Raw genomic sequence first — 22,786 nt, 5'->3', positions numbered from 1 at the left:
TGACTTCCAGCGCTTTTGTTTTGCGATTCATTATTTTCGATTACTTGCAACTACTTCTTTTTTGCAGGAGCTTCGCCAAGTTCGCTTTGAGCAACTGAAACGTTTACGTTAGCTGCATCAGATTCTGCAGAATCAGAAGCAGATTCAAATTCAGAAGCAGAAGAATCTCCAGCAACTGCAGCCTTAACAGCGTTAAGTTTTACTTCTCCAGTAACGCGACCAGCTTCAGCAACGTCATCCAAAGTCTCCTCAACAGCCTTGTAAGCGTTTTCTGCAACGTTCAAAGTTACTTGCAAAATAGGAGTCTTCATAGAAACTTTTGCTTCAGACTTAATCTTGCGCAAAGTAGCCAAAGCTTCACCCGCGTAAGCCAAAGTGTCTGCAGAAACTCCGTTTGCAGCAGACTCATACGCCTTAGCGCATGGCCAGCTAGCACGATGCACGGATCCTTCGCCGTCATGCATCCAGCTCCACACTTCTTCAGTAGCGTAAGGCAAGTAAGGAGCAAGCAAGCGAGCCAAAGCATCGAGTGCAAGACCAAGAGTTGTGCGAGCAGACTTCACAGCAGCTTCACTTGGAGTGCGTCCAGTGGATTCTGCAGTACCGTAAGCACGATTCTTTGCAAGCTCAATGTAATCGTCACAGAACTCCCAGAAGAATGTTTCGATTGCTTCCAAAGCCTTAGAATGCTCGTAAGATTCAAGCGCATCAGTCGCAGTACGAATAACGGATGCAAGCTTTGCCATAACAGAGCGATCCAAAACTTCCGTAACGTCTGCAAAATCCCAATCCGCGCTAGCAGACTCAAGAACCTGATGCTCATCATCTTCGCGACCAATTGCGAGCGCAAACTTCGTAGCATTCAAAAGCTTAATCGCTAAACGTCGACCAATCTTCATTTGACCTTCGTCGTAAGTTGCATCCAAGCCAAGTTTTGCAGAAGTTGCCCAGTAGCGCACAGCATCCGCGCCAAACTCTTCGATTGGTTTATTTGGCACAACCACATTGCCCTTAGATTTAGACATCTTCTTATGGTCAGGATCAAGAATCCAACCAGAAAGCGCAGCATGCTTCCAAGGCAAGCAGCCATTTTCAAGATGCGCACGATCAACCGTACTAAACAGCCAAGTACGAATAATATCTTGACCTTGTGGACGCAAATCCATTGGGAAAGTAGCCTTAAACAAAGCTTGATTTTCCTCACCAGGCTCTTCCCAACGGGTCACAATTTGCGGAGTTAAGGAAGATGTTGCCCAAGTGTCCATAATGTCTTGCTCAGCAGTAAAGCCGTTTGGCTGGTTACGCTGAGATTCATCGAATCCTTCTGGAACGTCAATAGTTGGGTCGATTGGCAAACGGTCTTCGCTAGGCGTCAAAGGATGCTCGTAGTCAACTTCCCCATTTTCATTTACTGGATACCATAATGGGAATGGCACACCAAAGAAGCGCTGGCGAGAAATAAGCCAGTCACCATTCAAGCCGTGAACCCAATTCTCATAGCGCACGCGCATAAAGTCCGGATGGAAATTAAGTTCCTTGCCACGCTCAATAAGCTCAGCATTCAACTTTTCGTCAGTACCGCCGTTCTTTAAGTACCACTGGCGAGAAGTGACGATTTCCAAAGGCTTATCGCCCTTTTCGTAGAAGTTCGTCATGCGCTTTGTTGGCTTTGGATTGCCTTCCATATCTCCAGCTGCTTGCAGAGCTTCAACAATTTCCTTACGAGCAGAGAAAGTGGTTTTACCAGCAATTTTCTCGAACATTTCGCGGCCGGACTCGTCCGTAATCCAATCAGGAGTGGTCATTACAATGCGGCCGTTTCGCTGAATGATTGGTCGAGTTGGAAGATTCAAGTCACGCCACCACTCAACGTCGGTTACATCACCGAAAGTGCAGCACATTGCAATGCCTGCACCCTTGTCCATTTGAGCAGCAGAATGCGCCAAAATTGGAACTTTCACCTTAAACAGTGGAGAATAAACTTCCTGACCAAAGTACTTCTTATAACGCTCATCTTCTGGATTTGCAATCAAAGAGGTGCATGCGGCAAGCAATTCTGGGCGCGTAGTTTCAATATAAATTGGCGTACCATCTTCAAAACGGAACGCAATCTTATGGTAGAAACCAGGATATTCGCGCGATTCAAGCTCAGCCTGAGCAACAGCAGTCTGGAATGTAACATCCCACAAACCTGGAGCATCTTTCTGATACGCTTCTCCGCGAGCAAGATTGCGCAAGAATGCTTTTTGTGCAACTCGGCGAGGCTGCTCACCAATAGTGTGGTAAGTTTGCGACCAGTCCACAGAAAGACCAAGCCTACGCCACAAAGCTTCAAAAAGCTTCTCGTCCTGAGAAGTTAAGCGTTCGCAAAGTTCAATAAAGTTCTGTCGGCTTACAGGAACCTGATCTTTTGCCTCAATCTTCTTACCTTCAGTACCTTCAAAAGGAGGCTTAAAATCAGGATCATATTTAAGCGAAGTGTCTACGCGCACGCCGTAATAGTTTTGTACTCGGCGCTCTGTTGGCAAGCCGTTATCGTCCCAACCCATTGGGTAGAACACGTCAAAGCCTTGCATGCGCTTATATCGCGCAATGACATCCGTATGCGTGTAAGAGAATACGTGACCTACGTGCAAGTGACCACTAACGGTTGGAGGTGGAGTATCGATAGAATATACGGCCTTACGGTCGCGAGAATTATGGAATGCGTAAGTCTTAGCTTCGTCCCAATTGCTACGCCACTTGTCTTCAAGACCATCAACACCAACCTTGTTAGGCAATGGTGTTAAATGTGCGTGTTTTACTGCGTTATTATCCTGTTCACTCATGAACTGAATATTAGAAACTCAGCGCGACAACGCAAATCTTACGCTTTTCTATTTCACCACTATGCTCTGCAATGGCAGAAGCTGATCCGTCATATTTTTCGTATAGCCGCTTACATTAGACTTTACAGCCATAATGCTCTTTCGAGCATATAACCAGTGAGCTGCAGCATTATTGCTTACTTCGCGCGCATATGCACGAGCATTTGCCTCATATTCGTTTGCATTCTTAGAATGAACCGCATCGGTCCAAGCTTGTTGAGCACGCGCGTCTTGCAAAACAAACGGAGAACCGCTTTCTGCAAACATGCCTTCATCTAAAGTACGATTGCTCGTAGTAAGCGCAAGATCATACTTACCTTCACTAATACGCTTACGCATAGTTTGTTGATCAACTTCTTCAAGATTGACCTTAAAACCGCTCACGGAACTAATCTGTTTTGAAAGCTCGCCCCCAACTCCACCTTCGCCCTGTGGAACAAGAAAATTAATAGTTCCTAAATAGCTTGCGCTAAAGTAATGGAACAAAGGAGCAGCTTTGCCTGGATTATAAGGATACAATCCATTTAAATCTTCATAACCAGTTGAAAGAGGATCAATAGGTCCTCCTACTGGAACACCACCATTGCCATCAGCTGCAAGTACAGTTTGCGCATTCAAAGCGTATCTCGCAGCTTTACGAGCCTGCTCATCGCAGAAAATCGACGAAACTGTTGTATTTATTGCAATAAATCGCACTCTTGTGCTCTGACCCTCTACCATTTGCGTATTAGCAACAGCAGCAAGGCGCTTATTTTCGTTACCTTCAAGCGGAACTGCCATTTGAATATTGCCCTTTTCCATTGCCTCAGCTAGAGCAGTATCGCTATTGAAATATTGCAAAGTAATACTTGCACAAGAAGCAGGGGTTCCCCAATATTTATCGTTGCGAAGTAATACTAAAGAATTGCCTTTATTGTAGTCACTTACAGTGAAAGGACCTGTGCCAAGAGCAGCACTTGCATAGTCGATCATCGATTTTGTGTCATAGACAATGCCAACACGTCCAGCAAGACGACGTAGAAGTAAAGCATCTGGATTATTAAGTGTAATTACTAAAGTGTAATCATCCGGATTATTAACAGTTTTAATATTTGTAAGTGCACTATAACCAGGATAATTATTTGTGATGCCTTGTTTCAAAGATTGTAATACGGAATTTGAAGTCATCTCACTACCGTTAGAGAAATGCACACCTTGACGCAAATTAAAACGATATGTTAAGCCGTCTTTCGAAATATCCCATGACTTCGCGAGACCTGGTTGCAAACTATTATCATCGCCACGTTTAACAAGAGTTTCGTAAACATTACCAATTAAAGCTTGCTGTAAAGCGTCACTGTCGTCGTTTCTAATATCAAGAGATTCAGGAGCAGTACGTAGACCAACTTTTAGCACTGAGTTACTAGCTGGATGCATTATTGCAGCAAAAGGCGAATGACCCTGGTACATTTGCCATCCACACCACAAAATGCCGCTCATTATTACAGACACAACCACAAACACAACCCATGGTATCCAGTCTGCACTAGTACGAGTATGATATGACCTGGAAGCGTGACACGCATATTTGCCTGTTCTTGACATAACCTACAGTCTATATCAATATCTGAATTGGGAACAACACGCTTTAAATAATTGCCGACGGACATGTTGTATTTAAAGGGCATGAAACACATTTTGGATTCCGAGCAGTGCAAATTTTTCTGCCATGCAAAATAAGTCTATGAGAGAGATTAGTCCACTCTTTAGGAGCAAAATAAGCAGTTATTTCGCGCTCAATAGCAACAGGATTTGGACGATTCTGAACCTTACGCCAACCAAGACGACCTGTAACACGTATTACGTGAGTATCTACAGGAAACCCCGGTAATCCAAATGCGTTGCCAAGAACGACATTGGCAGTTTTACGACCAACACCTGGCAACGATATTAAAGCTTCCATATTTGATGGCACTATACCAGAAAAATTATTAAGCAAACATGCAGATAATGAAATAATGTTCTGTGCTTTTACTCTATAAAATCCGAGAGGGTAAATAATTGACTCAACTTGAGATACAGGAGCAGCAGCTAAAGAACTCGCGTTGGGGAAAATAGAAAAGAGTTCAGGCGTCACGATATTCACACGCTTATCTGTAGTTTGCGCGCTTAATACAGTAGCAATTAGTAGCTCAAATGGATTTTTGAAATTTAATGCACACTTAGGTTCCGGTATTTCTTTGCACAATAAATCGTACTCTGCATAAATACGAGCTAATTTCGCTTGTTTTGATTCTCGCATATTAGAACTTTGATAAATCATTATTGCGCAGACTGCTTATCTGCATCATTTTCAGAATCATCTTCAATGCTGCTTTCGGAAATCTCGCTATTCTCATCTGATTCCGAAGGATCGAAGCGATAGCCAACATTACGCACTGTGCCAATCAAATGTTCATATTCAACACCAAGTTTTGCGCGAAGCCTACGAATATGGACATCTACAGTACGAGTGCCACCGTAGTAGTCGTAGCCCCATACTTCTTGCAACAAATGAGTGCGAGTAAACACCCTGCGCGGATGCTGCACAAAGTATTTCAGCAATTCAAATTCTTTATAAGCTAAATCAACAGGATGACCATGCAAACTCACTGTGTAGCTACGCATATCTACAACAAGATCTCCAGAACGCATAGTTCCATTGTCTGAATTGAAAGAATCATCAATTTCAGAGCCTTGCGAATGCACAAATAAATCATCAGAAGATCCGTGTTGCAAAGAAGCCAAACGCAAACGACCTTCTACTTCTGCAGGAGAAGCATTAGTCAGCACAACATCAGAAATGTTCCACGAAGGATTTACTACAGTAAAACCACCCTCAGTTATAACTAATATGACAGGAACCGTAATATTTGCAACACGCAGAGAAGAACACATTGATTTAGCGAGAGCTAAATCCTCACGCGCATCAAGCAAAAGAATGGTTTGTGCGGGCAGTTTTGCCAAACTTGACGTATCCAAAGAAAGTAAACGCACTTTATGAGATAACAAAGTAAGTGAAGGTAAAACTGAAGAGGGAGAAGCACACGAAGTCATCAATGTGATATCAGTCATATGATGCCTCCAACAAACAATTGATGTAGTAGCAAATTCAGCCTTTACAGGAATTGTAAACCATACTGCGAAAAATAGCGATAAGCGCAACACTTGCATTTTCCAAAGATAAAAAATATCAACACAATAAAGCGCAGTGCAGGTTATAGGCTACATTAGTAAATAAACAAAGTAATTTGTTAATGTTTTACGGACATATTACGCTTTATAAATATAAAATTACGGCACTAGGGAGTGTGTATGAGCAATGAAACACGTATCTGCAATGACAAGATGCAGAAAAATGATAATTCTTGCGTAAATGTTCAAAAACATACCCGTATACCTAGCATGAACGCATTAGCGATGTTTGTAAGCCAAATTTTTGTTGTAGTACTTCTCGCAATTGCAGCAATATTGCCAATCGCAACAGCAAAAATAACACTTATATTATGCCTTATCATAATGCTTACATTTATAGCGTTGTGGCCACTGCACGGAAATGTAATTGACCGAGCTATTGCATTATGCGCAGGAATTGCTTCTACATGGTTTGCAACCGGAGTATTAAAGGGATGGCTACCAAAAAGCGTCATTATTGATAACGAAACTGTGTCAATGAGTAAGTTCATTGCTGCAATTCACCCTTACGAACGCTGGGCTGTATCTTTTGCTCTAATTCTTGTAGCAGCAACATTTGTAACATTCTTGAGGCAAATGCTGCGCGAGAATCGCACAAATTTAGTACGAAATCTTTCGCACACGTTGACTGCAAGTATTGCTTGTGCAGCACTTCCGGGTTGGCTATTTTTGCCGTCAATTATTAGTTTTATGCCATCGCTTCGCAATTTAGACGGTGGAATACTCGTTATAGTACTGTGCATATTTATGCTAATCGCGCTATCAGGTCTTTCATATTTATGGGTTCGCAACAATTATGAAGAATACGAAACTGGAATAGTTTCACACGATATCGCCATTTCTATATTGCCAATAATGCTTTCAGGAATGCTCGTGTATATTGCAGGCCTTGGAATGCTAGTAGCTGCTTAAAATTATTTAAAGCCTATGTAACGTTACGTTTTAATTTACTTTTGAAATCACCTGCTTACATAAAAACGTCGAAAACACGGCATGTGTCTTCGACGTTTTATTTAACTTTTAATTTTTATTGTTTTACTCATTAAAAGCGAAACTTATTTTTCGCTTTCTTCCAAGCGCTTGCGAGCTGCAACGATTTCCTTCTCAGCCTGCTCAACGCCAGCCCAGAAGTCACCAGGAAGAACTTCCTTACCTGGTTCCAAAGCCTTGTACTGCTCGAAGAAGTGCTTGATTTCAGCCTTGTGATACTCGTTCACGTCATCGATATCCTTGATGTCGTCGAAACGAACGTCCGCTGGAACACACAAAACCTTGTCGTCTCCACCGGCTTCGTCAACCATGTGATACAAGCCAACAGCGCGGCACTCAACAACGCATCCTGGGAACACAGAATTTGGAATCATAACAAGAGCGTCGAGTGGATCGCCATCTTCGCCCAAAGTGCCATCAATATAACCGTAATCATCTGGATAACCCATAGCTGTGAAAAGGGTGCGATCCAAGAATACGCGACCAGTTTCGTGATCCACTTCATACTTGTTCTTAGAACCGCGTGGAATCTCTACCACAACGTTAAAAGTTTCTGCCATATTGGCTCCTTTGATAACTTTAATAACAATTCATATAACTGTTCTATCTCACTTTAGCGCGCACCGACGAACGACAGCAATAGAGCATATAAAACAAAATTTTGTTAACAAATTTCGTTAAATAATAAACGTTTTGTATCACTTACAGAAGTAGCATAAAATCACATATTTCTAGCACATCCTAGGCATAGCAACAAGACACGCTTTAAGCTATAAAAGTGTCTCAATACACAGTTACTATTGCTACGTTTTACACACGATATGTTGCATACATACCAGTATGGTTACCGAAGCGTAGGCAAGATGACAAAAAAGAGATGCGTGAACACTTCCACTGCTTCACAAGCAGGTCAATCCTTCAAAACAAAGAAGGTTCCTACAGAAAAAAATGCTAGTAAAACGACCTCAACTAATCTTTCAGCAAACGCAAATAATACCGTAGAAAAAACTATTACCGTAGAAAAAACTATTAATAGCGCAAAAGCTGAAAATAAACAATCATCTACTTTACCTACAAATACTGTTTCGAAGCGAAATAAAGCAATAGACGGTTTAAGAGCTCTAGCAATTATTGGTATTGTATGCTTTCATATGCGTCCAAGCCTTCTTATGGGAGGATTCCTTGGAGTAACACTGTTTTTGGTATTGGCAGGATATTTTTGCACGAGATCAGTTCTGCGCTATTTAAACGCAGATGAAAACGCAAAAAATGCAAAAAATATCGAAGATAATAATAAAAATACTCAAGGAATCAGGCATTACTGGGAGTATTTACTAAAGCGCGTAAAAAGAATTTGGCCGCCAACACTTGGAATTATCGCTATAACAGCACCAATTATGTGGCTTTTTTCGCCAAGTCTACTACCAAAGTTACAAGCGGATGCTCTTTCAGGCTCCGGATTCTTTAGCAATATAATGTATGTTGCCCGTAAACTTTCATATTTTGAACAGTCCGGACTACCTTCTCCTATCAAACATCTTTGGTATCTCGGACTTTTAATGCAGGCTTTTGTTATATGGCCTATTATCCTTGCTGCACTTATTAAATTCGTGCGTAGCAAGCTAATACGCATGTATATCACAGCAGGTTTAGCCATACTTTCTTCTATTCTTACTTTTACTTTTGCCTACTTATTTAACAATTACACAACTCCAGCTCGCGTCTACTATTCTCTAGATACGAGAGCATCAGAATTCTTAATGGGTGCAATGCTAGCAATGTACGGTGCTTGGTTTGCAAAACATTCATTCCACGCGTGGCTTATTCATGCATTACATTTGCTAATGGGCAAAAAGAACATATCGGTCAGCTTAGCTTCATCAGTTAAGTTAGACAGTAGTGTAGATAATTCAGCACTAACGAAAAAATCAGATAAATCCTGCGCAAATAAAGAAAAAGAGTTTATTGAAGATGGAATACCTGCTGACTTGCGCGAAGGATTACAAATTGATTTATCAGATAATAGCGTAGCTCCAGATATACAAGAACTTCCAAATAACGCATTCAATAAGCCAAAAACTGTTTTTTATAATCCACTTCATGCATGGCAGAGATCTTGCATTGGACTGTTGGCAACAATTGTGTTGTGCTACTGCTTTGTGTATGCAGAAGGCACATCTTCAGTATTTGTTTTTGGCGGATACACAATAACAGCAGCCGCTTGCACACTAATACTGTGGTCGTGCACGCAAACTGATAATATTTGCTCGAGAATATTTGCATGGGCTCCGCTCGCTTATATCGGCAGACGCTCTTTTGCAATTTATTTAGTTCACTTCCCTGTTCTTGAATTATTCAACCCAGCAAATAGAACAACTGCTGTATCTACAGGAGAGCAAGTCTTGCAAGCACTAGTAATAGTTGCACTTGCAGAATGCTTGTATCAATTATTTGAAAAGCCAATACAAGATCAACAATTATTTAAGCTTATTCGCTCTGTCTCACTAACTTTGTGCTGCATAATTATTGTGTCGTTAATTATCTTGCCAGTAAATTGGCAAGATATAGCTAAGCATAGGTCAATGCAGCTTCGCCCAGAATTGACAGCACAAGTAGAGCAATCTTCATCGTCAAATAAAAAACCTACTGCTTTTGACAAAACTAATTCTAAGCAAGAAACAAAAGAAAAAGCAGTTCCAAAAGGTGTGCAAAAGAATGTAGTAAAACAGTCTCTTCCACCTACACCATCGAAGTATCGCATTCTCTTCCCTATTGCGGAAAAAGTTCCACGAAATCTTGTTACTACTCATACGCGGATCGACAAACGACGCAATACTTGTTCCGTAAACTTAACTATGGTTGGAGATTCTATTACTGAAGGCGCTAAACCATATTTGATGCAAGTTATGCCTAACGCTTATATAGATGGAAAAGTGAGTAGACAAATTTTCCACGGAGCTGATGAATACGAGAAAGATATTTCGGTAAAACACGCTGGAGATGTGGTGATTTTCGCTCTTGGAACCAACGGTCCTCCTCATGACGATAGCGTGCTTCAACACATGGTTGATGTCGCAAAAGGTAGACCTGTTTATTTCGTTACCACACGAGTTCCGCAACCTTGGCAGGATGCAACGAACGATAGCTTACGCAAGTTCGCAGCAACTCATCATAATGTTGGCATTATAGACTGGCATGGTTTGAGTAATGGTCACTCGGAATATTTGACTGACGATGGAGTTCACTTAACTCCAATCGGCGGTCCACAATACGCGAAGATGATTCGTTTAGCTGTATGCGGCGGCTGAAAATTAGAGTTATAACGCGCTAAAACTTTTTAATACTGTTATTAAGCATAATAAATTGCGTTTTGCGTGGTGAAAATAGCTACGAAATATTACGATAGTATCTATGACTGAGTTGAGGACACTACGTGATTCGCAAGACGCTGGGGAAAGCGTATCTACTTGGACGAATCCTTTGCGCGATCCGCGTGATTTGCGTTTAGCTCGCATTGCGGGTCCGTGCAGCCTAGTAATTTTTGGCATTACTGGCGATTTAGCACGCAAAAAACTTATGCCAGCAGTATATGATTTAGCTAATCGCGGGCTTTTGCCTCCAGGATTTGGTTTAACTGGTTTTGCGAGACGCGATTGGACGGATGAACATTTCGTAAACTTTGTGCGCGAAAATATTGAGCAGCATTGCAGAACGCCATTTCGTGAGTCAACTTGGATTAATCTCGCTAAAGGCATACGTTTCGTACGCGGCACCTTTGACGATGCGTCCGCGTTTGAGCGTTTAAGCAAAACAGTGAACGAACTTGATCGAGACAGAGGTACTCGCGGAAATCACGCTTTTTACATGTCTATTCCGCCTTCCAGCTTCCCAGTTGTTGCCCAACAGCTTGCAGCATCAGGTCTTTCGCACTCTTCTGAGCATGCTTGGCGACGCGTAATTATTGAAAAACCTTTTGGCCACGATTTAGCAAGCGCACGAGAATTGGATCGCGTCGTTTCTGAAGTTTTTGATCCTAATTCTGTATTCCGAATTGACCATTATTTAGGCAAGGAAACTGTGCAAAACTTGCTGGCTTTCCGCTTTGCTAACGCAATGTACGAGCCGATCTGGAACGCAAATTACGTCGATCACGTGCAAATTACGATGGCTGAAGATATTGGCATTGGCGGAAGAGCCGGATACTACGACGGAATCGGTGCTGCTCGTGACGTGATTCAGAACCATTTGCTTCAACTTATGGCTCTTACTGCTATGGAAGAGCCTGTAAGCTTCCGCGCTAGCGATTTGACTGCTGAAAAAACAAAAGTATTATCTGCAATCCGACTACCTCAAGACTTGGCTGCCAACACTGCTCGAGGACAGTATGCAGCAGGATGGCAGGGCTCTTACAAAGCTGTTGGATACTTGGAAGAACAAGGCATTGATCCTCAAAGCACTACTGAAACGTACGCTGCAGTGCGACTTGACGTTGATACTCGCCGTTGGGCTGGAGTTCCGTTCTACTTGCGAACCGGAAAACGTTTAGGCAAGCGCGTTACGGAAATTGCTGTTATTTTTAAGCGCGCTCCGCATTTGCCGTTTGAGTCTACTGCTGTGCGCGAACTTGGCAGTAACGCTATTGTGATTCGAGTTCAGCCGGATGAGGGCGTTACTATGCGTTTCGGCGCAAAAGTTCCTGGCGGCACAGCTATGGAAGTTCGAGACGTTTCTATGGACTTTAGTTACGGACGCTCTTTTACTGAAAGTTCCCCTGAAGCTTACGAGCGATTAATTCTTGACGTACTTCTTGGCGAACCACCGCTATTCCCAACTACGCAAGAAGTAGATTTAAGTTGGAAAATTCTTGACCCTATTGAGGAATTCTGGAGTTCGCTTGGCACACAACCGCAACCGTATCGCGCTGGAACGTGGGGTCCAGCAGAAGCTGATGCTATGCTTGCTCGAGATAATCGCCATTGGAGATTGCCATGATTATCAACCTTCCTGATACCAATACAAGCAAAATTGCAGCAAAAATCGACGAATTGCACGAAGAGCGCGGCGAATCCGCTACTGGTCGAGTGCTCACTTTGCTTATTGATACAACTCTTAAAGAATTAGAGCATGCACTTGATGCAGCAAACGCAGCTAGTCGCGAGCATCCTTGCCGAGTTATTGCAATGGTTCGAGATTGGTCTAGCGAACACGCTGCTGAGCGCGGTGAAGTTGTGCCAAATCTTGATGCTCAAGTGCGTTTTGGCGCAGATGCTGGAGCTGGTGAAATTATTATTTTGTATCCGCACAACGGTTTAGTTCGTCATCCGGATACGCTTGTTATTCCACTACTCGTGCCAGATGCGCCGATTGTTGCATGGTGGCCAACAAACGCTCCTGAAGATCCTGCTCACGATTTGCTTGGAGCTATGGCAAGTAGCAGAATTACTGACGCACAGCGAGCAGACGATACTCTTAAAACTGTGCAAAACTTGCGCAAAAACTGGTCTCCGCAAGATGCAGATTTGTCTTGGACGCGTTTAACTCCTTGGCGCGCGTTACTTGCTTCTATGCTCGATCAACCTCCACATTTGCCTATTCTTAGCGCGAAGATTGTGGGTCCTACTCATTACGTATCTTTGCACTTACTGGCAGCTTGGCTTAAGAGTAGCTTGCATGTTCCTGTAGAAATAGTTGAAAATCCTGAAGCTCAAGCTATTACTTCCGTAACTTTAGAACGCGAGGATGGCACATTGTCACTCACTCGCCCTGCTGGCGGAGATCAAGCTTTGATTAGTCTGCCTGGACAGGCTGCACAACCTATTGCGCTTCCTATTCGCACTCTGGATGATTGCTTAAGCGAAGAATTGCGACGCATTGATCCTGACGAAATTTACGCGCAGTTGGTGCGAGATAATCCTGCAGAAAATGCGTGAATCATTACGTGAAACAATTCGTGAAACATTTTCAATGGCATAAAAGGAACAACTATGACAAATAATGAAGTTACTTTTGCGCATAACGCAAGTATTTACGGATACGATAATCGCGATGTGCTTGCAGCTGTTGCAGCCCAACGCTTGGTGACTCTTATTATGGAATCACAGAATGATGTGCAAAATCTCAATAAACCATTCCATTTACTTCTTACTGGTGGCACAGATTCAATACGCATGTTCCAAATGCTTGCTAGCAATCCACTTTTACCAGCAATTAATTGGAATTTAGTGCATATTTGGTGGGCAGATGAGCGTTTCGTAGCTTATGATAGCGAGGATCGCAATGCACGCAAGGCTCGCGAAATGTTTCTTAACTTACTTACTTCTAACAAAGCTTTGGCAGAATCTCATATTCACGAAATGCCTGCAGATGAGCGTAATGCGGAGGAAATTGCAGCAGCCAGCGACGCTGAAAATGACGCTATTTTAGATGCTGCAGCGCGCGACTATGAGGAAGAAATTGTGAGCATACTTGGCAAAGAGCCAGTGTTTGATTTAGCAATTCTCGGTATGGGGCCGGATGCGCATATGGCTTCACTTTTCCCAGGATTACCGCAGGTTAATAATCGCGATCGCATTGTTGTTGGAGTAAATCACTCCCCTAAGTTGCCGCCTATGCGCTTAACTCTTACTGTTCCTGTATTAGCTCACAGTCACTGCACTTGGTTTTTGACTGCCGGAGCAGAAAAGGGCGCTGCTTTAATGAATTCACTTTCGGGAGCTAATAATCCTGAATATCCTGCGTCTTTTGCAAACGGAACAGACGAAATCTCTTGGCTAACCACCGCAGAAACTTTGCAAGCTGCTATTGAATAACTGCATAGTTTTCTAGCAATATGCATAATATTCAGCAAGTCAAAGATTAAATGCGCTACACAAATTGGCGCAAATGCGAAAATAGCGTGTTCAAAACATGGCGCATTTGGGAAAATCGACCCCTAAAAACATGGCGCATTTGGGAAAATCTGCTTGACAAAATATGTCGCATTTGGGAAAATCTTTATAAAACCGTTGAAATTACAAGGAAAACCGCACTCGGCAACACTTGAACAAATCAAGCACAAATTTGTAATAAAAGAAAGAGCACAAAAATCGCATGTTTGATAGAAAAATATACAAAGAAATGCTGAAATGGAAGCATGAATATGCGCCAAATTATGCGCTTTTTCTTAAAGGAGCAAGACGAGTTGGCAAAACAACATTAGCTGAAAAACTTGGCAAAGAAGAGTATAAGTCTTATATTCTTATTCGTTTCGATCAAACCGAAGAAGACATTAAGCAACTTTTTATAAACAGTCTAAGAGATTTAGATACTCTATTTAACACAATACAGTTAGCTTATAATACCAGACTTTATAAGCGAGAATCTCTTATAATACTTGACGAAATACAACTATTTCCGCAAGCTCGGCAAGCAATAAAAACTCTGCTTGAAGACGCTCGCTATGATTACATTGAAACAGGCTCACTTGCTTCTATTACAAAGAAAAGCAAGGATATTCTCATACCCTCAGAAGAGTACACGCTAGAAGTACTTCCACTTGACTATGAAGAGTATTTATTAGCGAACAATAACAACATGATTTTCCCTACTATTAAAGATCACTTTGAATCACTTAAACCTATGGGCAGTATGCACCAGAGCATAATGAAGTCTTTTAGAGAGTACATGTTGGCTGGAGGAATGCCACAAGCTGTTCAAGCATATGTTGATACAAAAGATTTTGCGAAGGTTGACTTTGCTAAACAACAAATAATCAATCTTTATAAGCAAGATATGCAAGACCAGGAAGAAGAAAACCCTAGTTACGTAACTAATTTTTTCGATAGAATTCCAGCAGAGCTTTCCAAACATGACAAACGTTACATGCTATCTCACGTAGATTCCAACGCGCGCATTAAAGAGTATAGGGATCCAATACGCTGGCTTGAAGAAGCGATGATAGTAAACATTGCAAACAGCGTTGAAGATCCGAGTGTAGCTTTGAATCTATCTACTATCAATCCTTCTTTCAAATGCTACATGATGGATACAGGACTCTTAACTTCGTTAGCATACAAAGATAAGCCTTACCTAGAAAACGAACTTTATAAGGCAATTCTGCTAGACAAATTACACATTAATGAAGGAATGATAATAGAAAATATTGTCTCACAGTGCCTAAAAGCAAATGGACACAACGCGTATTTTTACAAAAAAACAAATACCAATACCAAAAAGACAGTAATGGAAATAGATTTTCTCTTAAGAAAAAATAACAAGATTATTCCGATAGAAGTAAAATCTGGCAGCAGTAAAAATGTAAAGTCAATTACAAACTTTATGGAAGCTTTTAGTAAAACCAGCAGCGAAGGAATCGTGCTTCACCACGGAGAAATTAAGCGCGAAGGCAAACTGCTTTACCTACCGTACTACATGGCTTCTGTATTGTAAAAAGAAAGCGTCGCATGCAGAATAACAACGCATGTGACGCTTTTTACATAATTGACATTTTAAATTTTATATATACACTTTTACATGCACTAATCTTGCTTTACTTCTGGGCGATTAGGATCTGCCCACAAAGTGTGGAATACGCCTGGCTCGTCAATACGACCGTAAGTATGAGCACCGAAGAAATCACGCTGAGCCTGAATAAGCGAAGCCGGCAAACGCTTAGAACGCAAACCATCGTAGTATGCAAGCAAGCTAGAGAATGCTGGCACAGGCACACCATGCTCCACCGCACGCGCAATAACACGACGCCAAGCAGCCTGAGACTTCTCAATAGCAGCCTTAAAGTACGGTGCAAAAAGCAAAGAAACGCTTGCTTCACCGGACTCAAAAGCCTCGGAAACGCGGTTCAAGAACTGAGCGCGAATAATGCAGCCGCCTCGCCAAATGCGAGCAACTGCAGCCTGATCAATCTTCCAATCATGCTCAATTGCAGCAGCCGCAATCTCATCGAAGCCCTGAGCATAAGAAACAATCTTAGAAGCGTACAAAGCTTGACGAATATCCTCAATAAACGCCTTACGCTCAGCATCATTCAAATCAAAATGCACATCCGGACCAGTCAAACCTTGACTTTCGGCAGCTTCTCGCAAAGCAACCTGACTGGAAAGTCCGCGAGCAAACACGGCTTCAGCGATACCCGTAACTGGTATGCCAAGCGAAAGCGCAGATTGTACAGTCCAAGTACCAGTGCCCTTCATGCCAGCATGATCCACCATCATCTCAACCAAAGGCTTACCAGTCTTAGCATCCTTCTGGCGAAGCACATCCGCAGTAATCTCAATCAAATAAGAATCAAGCTCGCCCTTATTCCACTCGCTAAACACATCCGCGATTTCGTCGGACTTCATACCCAAACCGCGAAGCATTAAATCGTAGCTTTCGGCAATAAGCTGCATATCCGAGTACTCGATGCCATTGTGAACCATCTTCACAAAGTGACCAGCACCATCGGTACCAATATGCGTTACGCAAGGCTCACCTTCAGCAACAGCAGCAATAGACTTCAAAATAGGACCAAGAGTCTTCCAAGATTCCTCAGTGCCACCAGGCATCATCGAAGGACCTCGCAAAGCACCTTCTTCGCCACCAGAAACACCGCAACCAACGTAATGAAGACCACGCGCGCGAATGTCACGCTCTCTGCGAATCGTATCTTCAAAATAAGAGTTTCCGCCGTCGACGATAATATCTCCAGGCTCCATAGCATTTGCAAGTTCTTCAATAACAGCATCCGTAGGAGCACCAGCTTTTACCATAATGATTGCGGTGCGCGGACGCTTGAGAGAAGCCACAAATTCTTCAACAGTTTTTGAAGGCACAAAAGCACCTTCACTGCCATGCTCATTCATTAAAGTTTCAGTGCGCGAATAATGACGATTGTAAACAGCTACTGTATTTCCATGATGCGCAAGATTACGCGCTAAATTCGAACCCATGGCAGCCAAACCAACAACACCAATATTTGCCTGAGCTTGAGTCATAATGACACCTCTTATCTTGTACTTGTTTTGTTATTTGCACGCATGCTTTGCGCACCCAAGCAATCTGCATTATCTACAAAATACACAATTTTTTATTTTGCGTTACGCCCCTTCAAGAAACGCACTTAATAATTTTATAGGCGGATATGCACAAGGCTTAACAATGTGCAAGTTAAGTAGTTTTAAATATAAATTTTGTGAAATAAATTACATTTTTAATCGTTAAAACTAAGCTCATATTTACTTCATAAAACACGACACGCTTACAAACACGCTATTTTTAGCTATTTTAATAATAACTATATATAGTGTTTACACAGTCGACACACCACTATAAATAGTGCTTATTCAGAGTAAGCTAACTACTTGGCTTTTGTCGATACAACACGGAATTGCAAAATTCCCCATCACCAGAGGAGATTGAAATGACTATCACAGTGTTTACTAAACCTCATTGCCCACAGTGTGATGCAACTAAGCGACAGTTCACAAAACTTGGCGTGAACTTCGAAACTGTAGACTTGTCAAAAAGCCCCGAATCACTCGAACAGTTAAAAAATGCAGGATACCGTCAAGCTCCAGTAGTCATTGCTCCCGACGCATCCTGGAGTGGGTACCGTCCAGATTTAATTGCGCAAATTGCGGATAAACTTGGAACTTCCGCAGAGGCAGCAAAAGAAGCATAAGAAATGTGTGAGCAAGAAAATATAACACAACAAAGCGAACCAGAATCTAGCGCACAAGGTGAATCAATCGGAGCTGTAGTCTACTTTTCCTCAGTTTCCGAAAATACGTTAAGATTTGTGCAAAATTGCGATTTTCCAAGCAATAACGTGAACGTATATCGCATACCGCTTCGTCCTAAAGAACCGGAATTAAACGTGCGCGAACCGTATGTTTTGATTGTTCCAACTTACGGCGGTGGAAATATTGCGAAAGCAATACCGATGCAAGTTCGCAAATTCTTAAATAATCGCGAAAATCGTTCGTTTATTCGCGGAGTAATTTCTTCCGGAAATACGAATTTTGGAGAAGCATATTGCGCTGCAGGTGATCAAATTGCAGGAAAGTGTGGAATCCCAAATATGTACTCGTTTGAACTTACGGGAACTGCAGAAGATATAGAAAAAGTAGCGCAGGGCATACCGAGATTTTTAAAACAACTCAAAGAAACAGAAGAAACAAAATAAACAAAACAAACGAAATAAGTAAAAGAAACAAAACAAAAAGCGTTTAAAAAAGCAAAAATAACGCATGAAGAAAGGAACAAACCCCATGAATAGCACGGATCCGATGAGCGAATCTACTTCGCTTAATCTTGATCACACTGATTCTGCAAGCGCAACTGCCAGTACAACAGCAGAGCGCATCCGCAACAGCCGCGACTACCACGTTCTTAACGCTATGCTCGGTCTTTTTGACCCAGAAAAAGGCATTCAGTTTGATAAAGATCAAGAAGCAGAAAAGCTTTACGTTTCGGGTTACGTGCAAGAACATAGCATGAAGTTTGCTTCAACTCGCGAGCGCTTGAACTATTTGATTGACAACTATTACTACAACGGTAACGTATTCAACAAATACAGCGATGAATTTCTCGATAAATTCTACGAGCATGCGGAAGCCGCACACCACACTTTTGGCACATTCTTGGGTGCTTTTAAGTTCTACACTTCTTACGCTTTGAAGACTTTCGACGGCAAGCAGTATTTGGAAAACTTCGCTCAGCGCGCAGCTGCTGTTGCATTGGAACTTGCAGATGGTGACGAAAAAGCAGCGACCAACTACTTAGACGAAATGCTTGCAGGCCGCTTCCAGCCAGCCACCCCAACGTTCTTGAATCTTGGTAAAGCTCAGCGCGGCGAAGCTGTGAGCTGCTTCCTCGTGCGTTTGGAAGATAACATGGAGTCTATTGCGCGCGGAATTAATTCTGCTTTGCAGCTTTCTAAGCGCGGCGGCGGCGTGGCTCTGCTTCTTACGAATTTGCGCGAACTTGGCGCTCCTATTAAGCGAATCGAGAATCAGTCGAGTGGCGTTGTGCCTGTTATGAAGCTTTTGGAAGATTCATTCTCTTACGCTAATCAGCTTGGCGCTCGACAGGGTGCAGGTGCAGTGTATATTAGCGCGCATCACCCAGATATTATGCGTTTCCTCGATACTAAGCGCGAGAACGCAGACGAGAAGATTCGCATTAAGTCGCTTTCTTTGGGTGTTGTGATTCCAGATATTACTTTCGAGCTTGCTAAGCGTAAGGAAAAGATGGCTTTGTTTAGTCCTTACGATGTTGAGCGCGAATATGGCAAGCCTTTTGCAGATATTTCTGTTACCGAGCATTACGATGAGATGGTTGCAAATCCTCGTATTCACAAGAAGTACATCGACGCTCGCGAATTCTTTATGACGATTGCAGAAATTCAGTTCGAGTCTGGCTATCCTTACATTTTGTTTGAGGATACTGTGAATCGCACGAATCCTATTGAGGGTCGCATTACTATGAGCAACTTGTGCTCAGAGATTTTGCAAACTCAGGAAGCAAGCACTTATAACGCCGACTTGTCTTATAGCCACGTCGGTCGCGATATTTCTTGCAATCTTGGCTCTCTTAATATTGCTAAGACAATGGATGGCGACTTGGGCACAAGCGTTGATTTGGCTGTGCGTGCGCTCACTTCTGTTTCGGAGCATACTTCTATTGATTCTGTGCCTTCGATTCGTCGCGGTAACGCGGAAGGTCACGCTATTGGCTTGGGTCAAATGAATTTGCACGGTTTCCTTGCGCGTGAACACATGCAGTACGGAAGCGAGGAAGCTCTTGACTTTACAGACATGTACTTTATGACGGTTGCTTACCACGCTTATAAGGCTTCTCACGCTTTGGCTGTAGAGCGCGGCCACGCTTTTGCAAACTTTAAGACGAGCGCTTACGCTAAGCCTGCAGGAAAAGGCAACTACTTCGATAAGTACACAGATGGCAGCCGCTCGCTTGAGCCTAAAACTCAAAAAGTTCGCGATTTGTTTGCCCGTTTTAACGTTGCGATTCCAACCGTCAGCGATTGGGAGCAGTTGCGCGACGAGATTTTGAGCGATGGCATTTACAACGAGTATTTGCAAGCTGTTCCTCCAACTGGCTCAATCTCGTACATCAACCATTCCACAAGTTCAATCCACCCGATTGCTTCTCGCATTGAGATTCGCAAAGAAGGCAAGGTTGGACGCGTCTACTACCCTGCTGCATACATGACGAACGACAATATGCAGTACTTTAAGGACGCCTATGAGATTGGCTGGAAGGCAATTATTGACACTTATGCCGAAGCAACTCAGCATGTGGATCAAGGATTGTCGCTTACTTTGTTCTTCCCAGACACTACGACTACTCGCGATTTGAACAAGGCTCAGATTTACGCATGGCGTAAGGGCATTAAGACTCTTTACTACATTCGTATTCGCCAGAAGGCTTTGGAAGGTACGGAAATCGAAGGTTGCGTAAGCTGCACGCTGTAAGTCGTAACGCTGTGAATTTTTCGCACGCCAAATCAAAAACTTAAAAATTTTATAAAACGTAAACACAGAATCAGGAGTAATAATGACAGAACTCAGCCCAACCGAGCTTAGAAGTAGCCTCGATAAGCCTTTCGGCACAAATCGCGTAATCGCAGATGACGCTATGATGGCAGCTTCTATCACACCATCTCAGTACCGCTACCATCACGGATCGCGCGTACGCCCAGTTAATTGGAATAATATTGTTGACGACAAGGATTTGGACGTTTGGAATCGCCTTATTGCTAACTTCTGGCTTCCAGAAAAGGTTCCGCTGAGCAACGATATTCCTTCTTGGCGTTCCCTCACCGATCTTGAGCGCAAGACCACTACTCGCGTTTTTACAGGCTTGACTTTGCTTGATACCAGCCAGGCAACTATTGGCGAGCTTTGCCAGATTGAGCACGCTCGCACGGAGCACGAGCAGGCTATTTACACGAATATTGCTTTTATGCAGTCGATTCACGCTCGCTCCTACTCCTCTATTTTCTCTACTCTTTGCTCTAGCGAAGAGATTGACGAAGCTTATCGTTGGGCTGTTGGCAACGACGTTTTGCAGCAGCGCGTCACCACTGTGCTTTGCGAGTATGAGAGCGAAGATCCGCTTAAGCGCAAGATTGCTGCAACTATGCTTTCTTCGTTGCTTCTTTACGCGGGATTCTATCTTCCGCTTTACTTTGCTTCTCGCGGCAAGATGATGAACACTGCCGATATGATTCGCTTGATTTTGCGCGATAAGGCAATTCACGGCTATTATTCGGGCTACAAGTTCCAGCGCGGTTTGGAGCTTAGAAGCGAGAACGATAAGAAGAATCTTGAAAAGTTCACTATGAACTTGCTCGACACTTTGTATGATCTGGAAGTTGAGTATTCTGGTCAGATTTATGAAGGATTTGACTTCCACGATGACGTTTTTGACTTCGTGCGTTACAACGCTAACAAAGCTTTAATGAACCTTGGCTACCCTGCTAAGTACAGCGAAGAAGAAACTCACGTAAGCCCAGAAATTCTCGCTGCTCTTTCTCCTGCAGCCGACGAAAATCACGACTTCTTCTCCGGCTCTGGTTCCAGCTACATTATGGGAAAGTCAGTTGAAACCGACGACGATGATTGGGATTTCTAATCAAATAGTTGATTTACTAACTGATTTGCTGAATAACTGAATAACTAACTGATTGGTTAACTAATTAATTTAATTAGTTAACCAATTTTAATTTAGTTAGGTTAATTATTGCAGCTAAATAGAGTCTATATAAAAAGCTAAAAAGTCAGAAAGCAACACAGGTCACTCAGCCTTTATGGTACACTATGTGAAAAGGAACTGGTCTTGTTGATTCGTTTATGCAAAAATCGGCAGCGATTATCACTTCCTACTCACGTTCAAACCAAGATTTTTGAACTGAACTGAGCAGGCACTAAAGTTGGAGTTCAAGTTTATAAAGATGACTAACATCCGTTAGACGCATCTACAAGAAGAAAGAAATCCATTTATGGGGAAAATGACTTATAAAAAATTACTTTGTGTTGTAGTGCTCTTCAGCTCGCTAGTGGGGCTAGCAGCCTGCGGTAACTCCGAAGCAAACAAACCAGTACCAACAAAAATAAGCCGTCATTCTACCAAAAAACATTCAAAACCAATCAAAAAAGCCTCAAAAGAGAAAATCGCCGAAGCTTTTGTAAAGGGACAAGAAGGGACTTTGGAAGCCCTAGGTGAAACTAAACGCGTTATTTGGGACGCTTATCCTGATCAGTTGGCTTACGTTAAAGATGCTTTCTATCACTGGACTCTTCAAGACGACTGGTTCCAGGTTAACACTGGCCATTATATGGTTGTAGACCGTTTGAACAGTTCAGGCATCTTATTAAAGAAACTCCAAAAAGGCATGCCAGTTAAATTAAACGGCAAAGATTACAAAGTGGCGGATTATAAAGACTTTGAGGGTGGCGGAAGCTCGGATAAGTTGCTAAAAGTATTCAAAGAGTACGTTGAGCAATTCCCTAAATCTGCTTACTTTATTCAAACTTGTCTCGATGCCAGAACTTATGGCGGACAACGTTTAGTAGTTCTTGACGTAGCAAAATAGTAAACGATTTAGCAATATAACTTAGATTAGTTTCCAAATTTTGTTGTCTTGAAAATATTGCCTGTTCATCAATATCGTTGATGAACAGGCAATATTTTTTAACTGATTACGCGACTGTATC

General features: G+C 42.5%; 17 protein-coding genes. 11 read left to right on the top strand and 6 right to left on the bottom strand.

Features of this window, described 5'->3' with window-relative positions:
* Positions 1-50 precede the first annotated feature (50 nt).
* The 4 genes from valS to HXT37_RS01140 form a co-directional block, all read right to left on the bottom strand.
* Positions 51-2,828 carry a valine--tRNA ligase gene (valS, locus tag HXT37_RS01155; protein WP_119504604.1) on the bottom strand — a complete coding sequence of 926 codons (2,778 nt, stop codon included), beginning with the start codon at positions 2,826-2,828 and terminating at the stop codon, positions 51-53.
* Between the two features lie 48 nt (positions 2,829-2,876).
* Complete coding sequence (locus HXT37_RS01150) at positions 2,877-4,364, bottom strand: ABC transporter substrate-binding protein (RefSeq protein ID WP_102703325.1); 1,488 nt, start codon at positions 4,362-4,364, stop codon at positions 2,877-2,879.
* 130 nt (positions 4,365-4,494) lie between these two features.
* The gene (gene nth, locus HXT37_RS01145; protein ID WP_004109815.1) at positions 4,495-5,169 is read right to left on the bottom strand and encodes an endonuclease III; all 675 of its coding nucleotides are present in this window, start codon (positions 5,167-5,169) and stop codon (positions 4,495-4,497) included.
* Positions 5,169-5,960 carry a response regulator transcription factor gene (locus HXT37_RS01140; RefSeq protein ID WP_033888627.1) on the bottom strand — a complete coding sequence of 264 codons (792 nt, stop codon included), beginning with the start codon at positions 5,958-5,960 and terminating at the stop codon, positions 5,169-5,171. Before HXT37_RS01140 ends, nth begins: the two co-directional genes overlap by 1 nt.
* Positions 5,961-6,200: 240 nt before the next feature.
* On the opposite strand from HXT37_RS01140, the gene HXT37_RS01135 reads away from it, so the two are divergent.
* Positions 6,201-6,992, top strand: a complete 792-nt coding sequence (locus HXT37_RS01135; RefSeq protein ID WP_032842348.1) for a hypothetical protein — start codon at positions 6,201-6,203, stop codon at positions 6,990-6,992.
* A gap of 143 nt (positions 6,993-7,135) precedes the next feature.
* Here HXT37_RS01135 and HXT37_RS01130 read toward each other — a convergent pair whose 3' ends face one another.
* On the bottom strand, positions 7,136-7,630 hold the full coding sequence (locus HXT37_RS01130) for an inorganic diphosphatase (protein WP_004105658.1): 495 nt from the start codon (positions 7,628-7,630) through the stop codon (positions 7,136-7,138).
* A 321-nt stretch (positions 7,631-7,951) separates the two neighbouring features.
* Here HXT37_RS01130 and HXT37_RS01125 point away from each other — a divergent pair, with 321 nt between their 5' ends.
* The 5 genes from HXT37_RS01125 to HXT37_RS01105 all read left to right on the top strand — a co-directional run bounded on the left by HXT37_RS01125 (position 7,952) and on the right by HXT37_RS01105 (position 15,497).
* Entirely contained in the window at positions 7,952-10,378 is a 2,427-nt protein-coding gene (locus tag HXT37_RS01125) for an acyltransferase family protein (protein ID WP_421779592.1), read from the top strand.
* Positions 10,379-10,481: 103 nt separating this feature from the next.
* The gene (zwf, locus tag HXT37_RS01120; protein WP_012913784.1) at positions 10,482-12,062 is read left to right on the top strand and encodes a glucose-6-phosphate dehydrogenase; all 1,581 of its coding nucleotides are present in this window, start codon (positions 10,482-10,484) and stop codon (positions 12,060-12,062) included.
* Positions 12,059-13,000, top strand: a complete 942-nt coding sequence (locus HXT37_RS01115; RefSeq protein WP_004109831.1) for a glucose-6-phosphate dehydrogenase assembly protein OpcA — start codon at positions 12,059-12,061, stop codon at positions 12,998-13,000. The genes zwf and HXT37_RS01115 overlap by 4 nt, the downstream gene beginning before the upstream one ends.
* A 54-nt stretch (positions 13,001-13,054) precedes the next feature.
* The gene (pgl, locus tag HXT37_RS01110) at positions 13,055-13,879 is read left to right on the top strand and encodes a 6-phosphogluconolactonase (protein ID WP_004109833.1); all 825 of its coding nucleotides are present in this window, start codon (positions 13,055-13,057) and stop codon (positions 13,877-13,879) included.
* Positions 13,880-14,159: 280 nt separating this feature from the next.
* Complete coding sequence (locus HXT37_RS01105) at positions 14,160-15,497, top strand: ATP-binding protein (RefSeq protein WP_421779589.1); 1,338 nt, start codon at positions 14,160-14,162, stop codon at positions 15,495-15,497.
* Between the two features lie 89 nt (positions 15,498-15,586).
* Here HXT37_RS01105 and gndA read toward each other — a convergent pair whose 3' ends face one another.
* Positions 15,587-17,041, bottom strand: a complete 1,455-nt coding sequence (gene gndA / locus HXT37_RS01100; RefSeq protein WP_004109841.1) for an NADP-dependent phosphogluconate dehydrogenase — start codon at positions 17,039-17,041, stop codon at positions 15,587-15,589.
* A 425-nt stretch (positions 17,042-17,466) separates the two neighbouring features.
* On the opposite strand from gndA, the gene nrdH reads away from it, so the two are divergent.
* The 5 genes from nrdH to HXT37_RS01075 all read left to right on the top strand — a co-directional run bounded on the left by nrdH (position 17,467) and on the right by HXT37_RS01075 (position 22,665).
* Positions 17,467-17,727, top strand: a complete 261-nt coding sequence (nrdH, locus tag HXT37_RS01095; RefSeq protein ID WP_012913782.1) for a glutaredoxin-like protein NrdH — start codon at positions 17,467-17,469, stop codon at positions 17,725-17,727.
* 3 nt (positions 17,728-17,730) lie between these two features.
* Positions 17,731-18,231: a class Ib ribonucleoside-diphosphate reductase assembly flavoprotein NrdI gene (nrdI, locus tag HXT37_RS01090; protein ID WP_004109846.1), complete on the top strand. Its 501-nt coding sequence runs from the start codon at positions 17,731-17,733 to the stop codon at positions 18,229-18,231.
* Positions 18,232-18,316: 85 nt separating this feature from the next.
* Positions 18,317-20,542, top strand: coding sequence for a class 1b ribonucleoside-diphosphate reductase subunit alpha (gene nrdE, locus HXT37_RS01085; RefSeq protein ID WP_103013777.1), 2,226 nt, complete (start codon positions 18,317-18,319; stop codon positions 20,540-20,542).
* Positions 20,543-20,624: 82 nt separating this feature from the next.
* Complete coding sequence (gene nrdF / locus HXT37_RS01080) at positions 20,625-21,704, top strand: class 1b ribonucleoside-diphosphate reductase subunit beta (protein WP_012913780.1); 1,080 nt, start codon at positions 20,625-20,627, stop codon at positions 21,702-21,704.
* Positions 21,705-22,071: 367 nt separating this feature from the next.
* Positions 22,072-22,665 (top strand): hypothetical protein, encoded by a 594-nt coding sequence (locus HXT37_RS01075; RefSeq protein ID WP_004109871.1) that lies wholly within the window; start codon positions 22,072-22,074, stop codon positions 22,663-22,665.
* Positions 22,666-22,786: the final 121 nt, after the last annotated feature.

Source organism: Gardnerella sp. DNF01151 (assembly GCF_049244235.1).
In the GTDB taxonomy this organism is placed as follows: domain Bacteria; phylum Actinomycetota; class Actinomycetes; order Actinomycetales; family Bifidobacteriaceae; genus Bifidobacterium; species Bifidobacterium swidsinskii.
The sequence above is the reverse complement of the archived record's forward strand: the minus strand, read 5'-3'. Positions and strand labels throughout refer to the sequence as shown.

Coding starts and splice junctions, on each gene's coding strand:
- nrdH (WP_012913782.1), top strand. CDS start 17,467: ATGACTATCACAGTGTTTACTAAACCTCATTGCCCACAGTGTGATGCA.
- nrdE (WP_103013777.1), top strand. CDS start 18,317: ATGAATAGCACGGATCCGATGAGCGAATCTACTTCGCTTAATCTTGAT.
- HXT37_RS01075 (WP_004109871.1), top strand. CDS start 22,072: ATGGGGAAAATGACTTATAAAAAATTACTTTGTGTTGTAGTGCTCTTC.
- nrdI (WP_004109846.1), top strand. CDS start 17,731: ATGTGTGAGCAAGAAAATATAACACAACAAAGCGAACCAGAATCTAGC.
- HXT37_RS01105 (WP_421779589.1), top strand. CDS start 14,160: ATGTTTGATAGAAAAATATACAAAGAAATGCTGAAATGGAAGCATGAA.
- HXT37_RS01135 (WP_032842348.1), top strand. CDS start 6,201: ATGAGCAATGAAACACGTATCTGCAATGACAAGATGCAGAAAAATGAT.
- HXT37_RS01140 (WP_033888627.1), bottom strand. CDS start 5,960: ATGACTGATATCACATTGATGACTTCGTGTGCTTCTCCCTCTTCAGTT.
- HXT37_RS01130 (WP_004105658.1), bottom strand. CDS start 7,630: ATGGCAGAAACTTTTAACGTTGTGGTAGAGATTCCACGCGGTTCTAAG.
- gndA (WP_004109841.1), bottom strand. CDS start 17,041: ATGACTCAAGCTCAGGCAAATATTGGTGTTGTTGGTTTGGCTGCCATG.
- HXT37_RS01115 (WP_004109831.1), top strand. CDS start 12,059: ATGATTATCAACCTTCCTGATACCAATACAAGCAAAATTGCAGCAAAA.
- zwf (WP_012913784.1), top strand. CDS start 10,482: ATGACTGAGTTGAGGACACTACGTGATTCGCAAGACGCTGGGGAAAGC.
- nth (WP_004109815.1), bottom strand. CDS start 5,169: ATGATTTATCAAAGTTCTAATATGCGAGAATCAAAACAAGCGAAATTA.
- pgl (WP_004109833.1), top strand. CDS start 13,055: ATGACAAATAATGAAGTTACTTTTGCGCATAACGCAAGTATTTACGGA.
- nrdF (WP_012913780.1), top strand. CDS start 20,625: ATGACAGAACTCAGCCCAACCGAGCTTAGAAGTAGCCTCGATAAGCCT.
- valS (WP_119504604.1), bottom strand. CDS start 2,828: ATGAGTGAACAGGATAATAACGCAGTAAAACACGCACATTTAACACCA.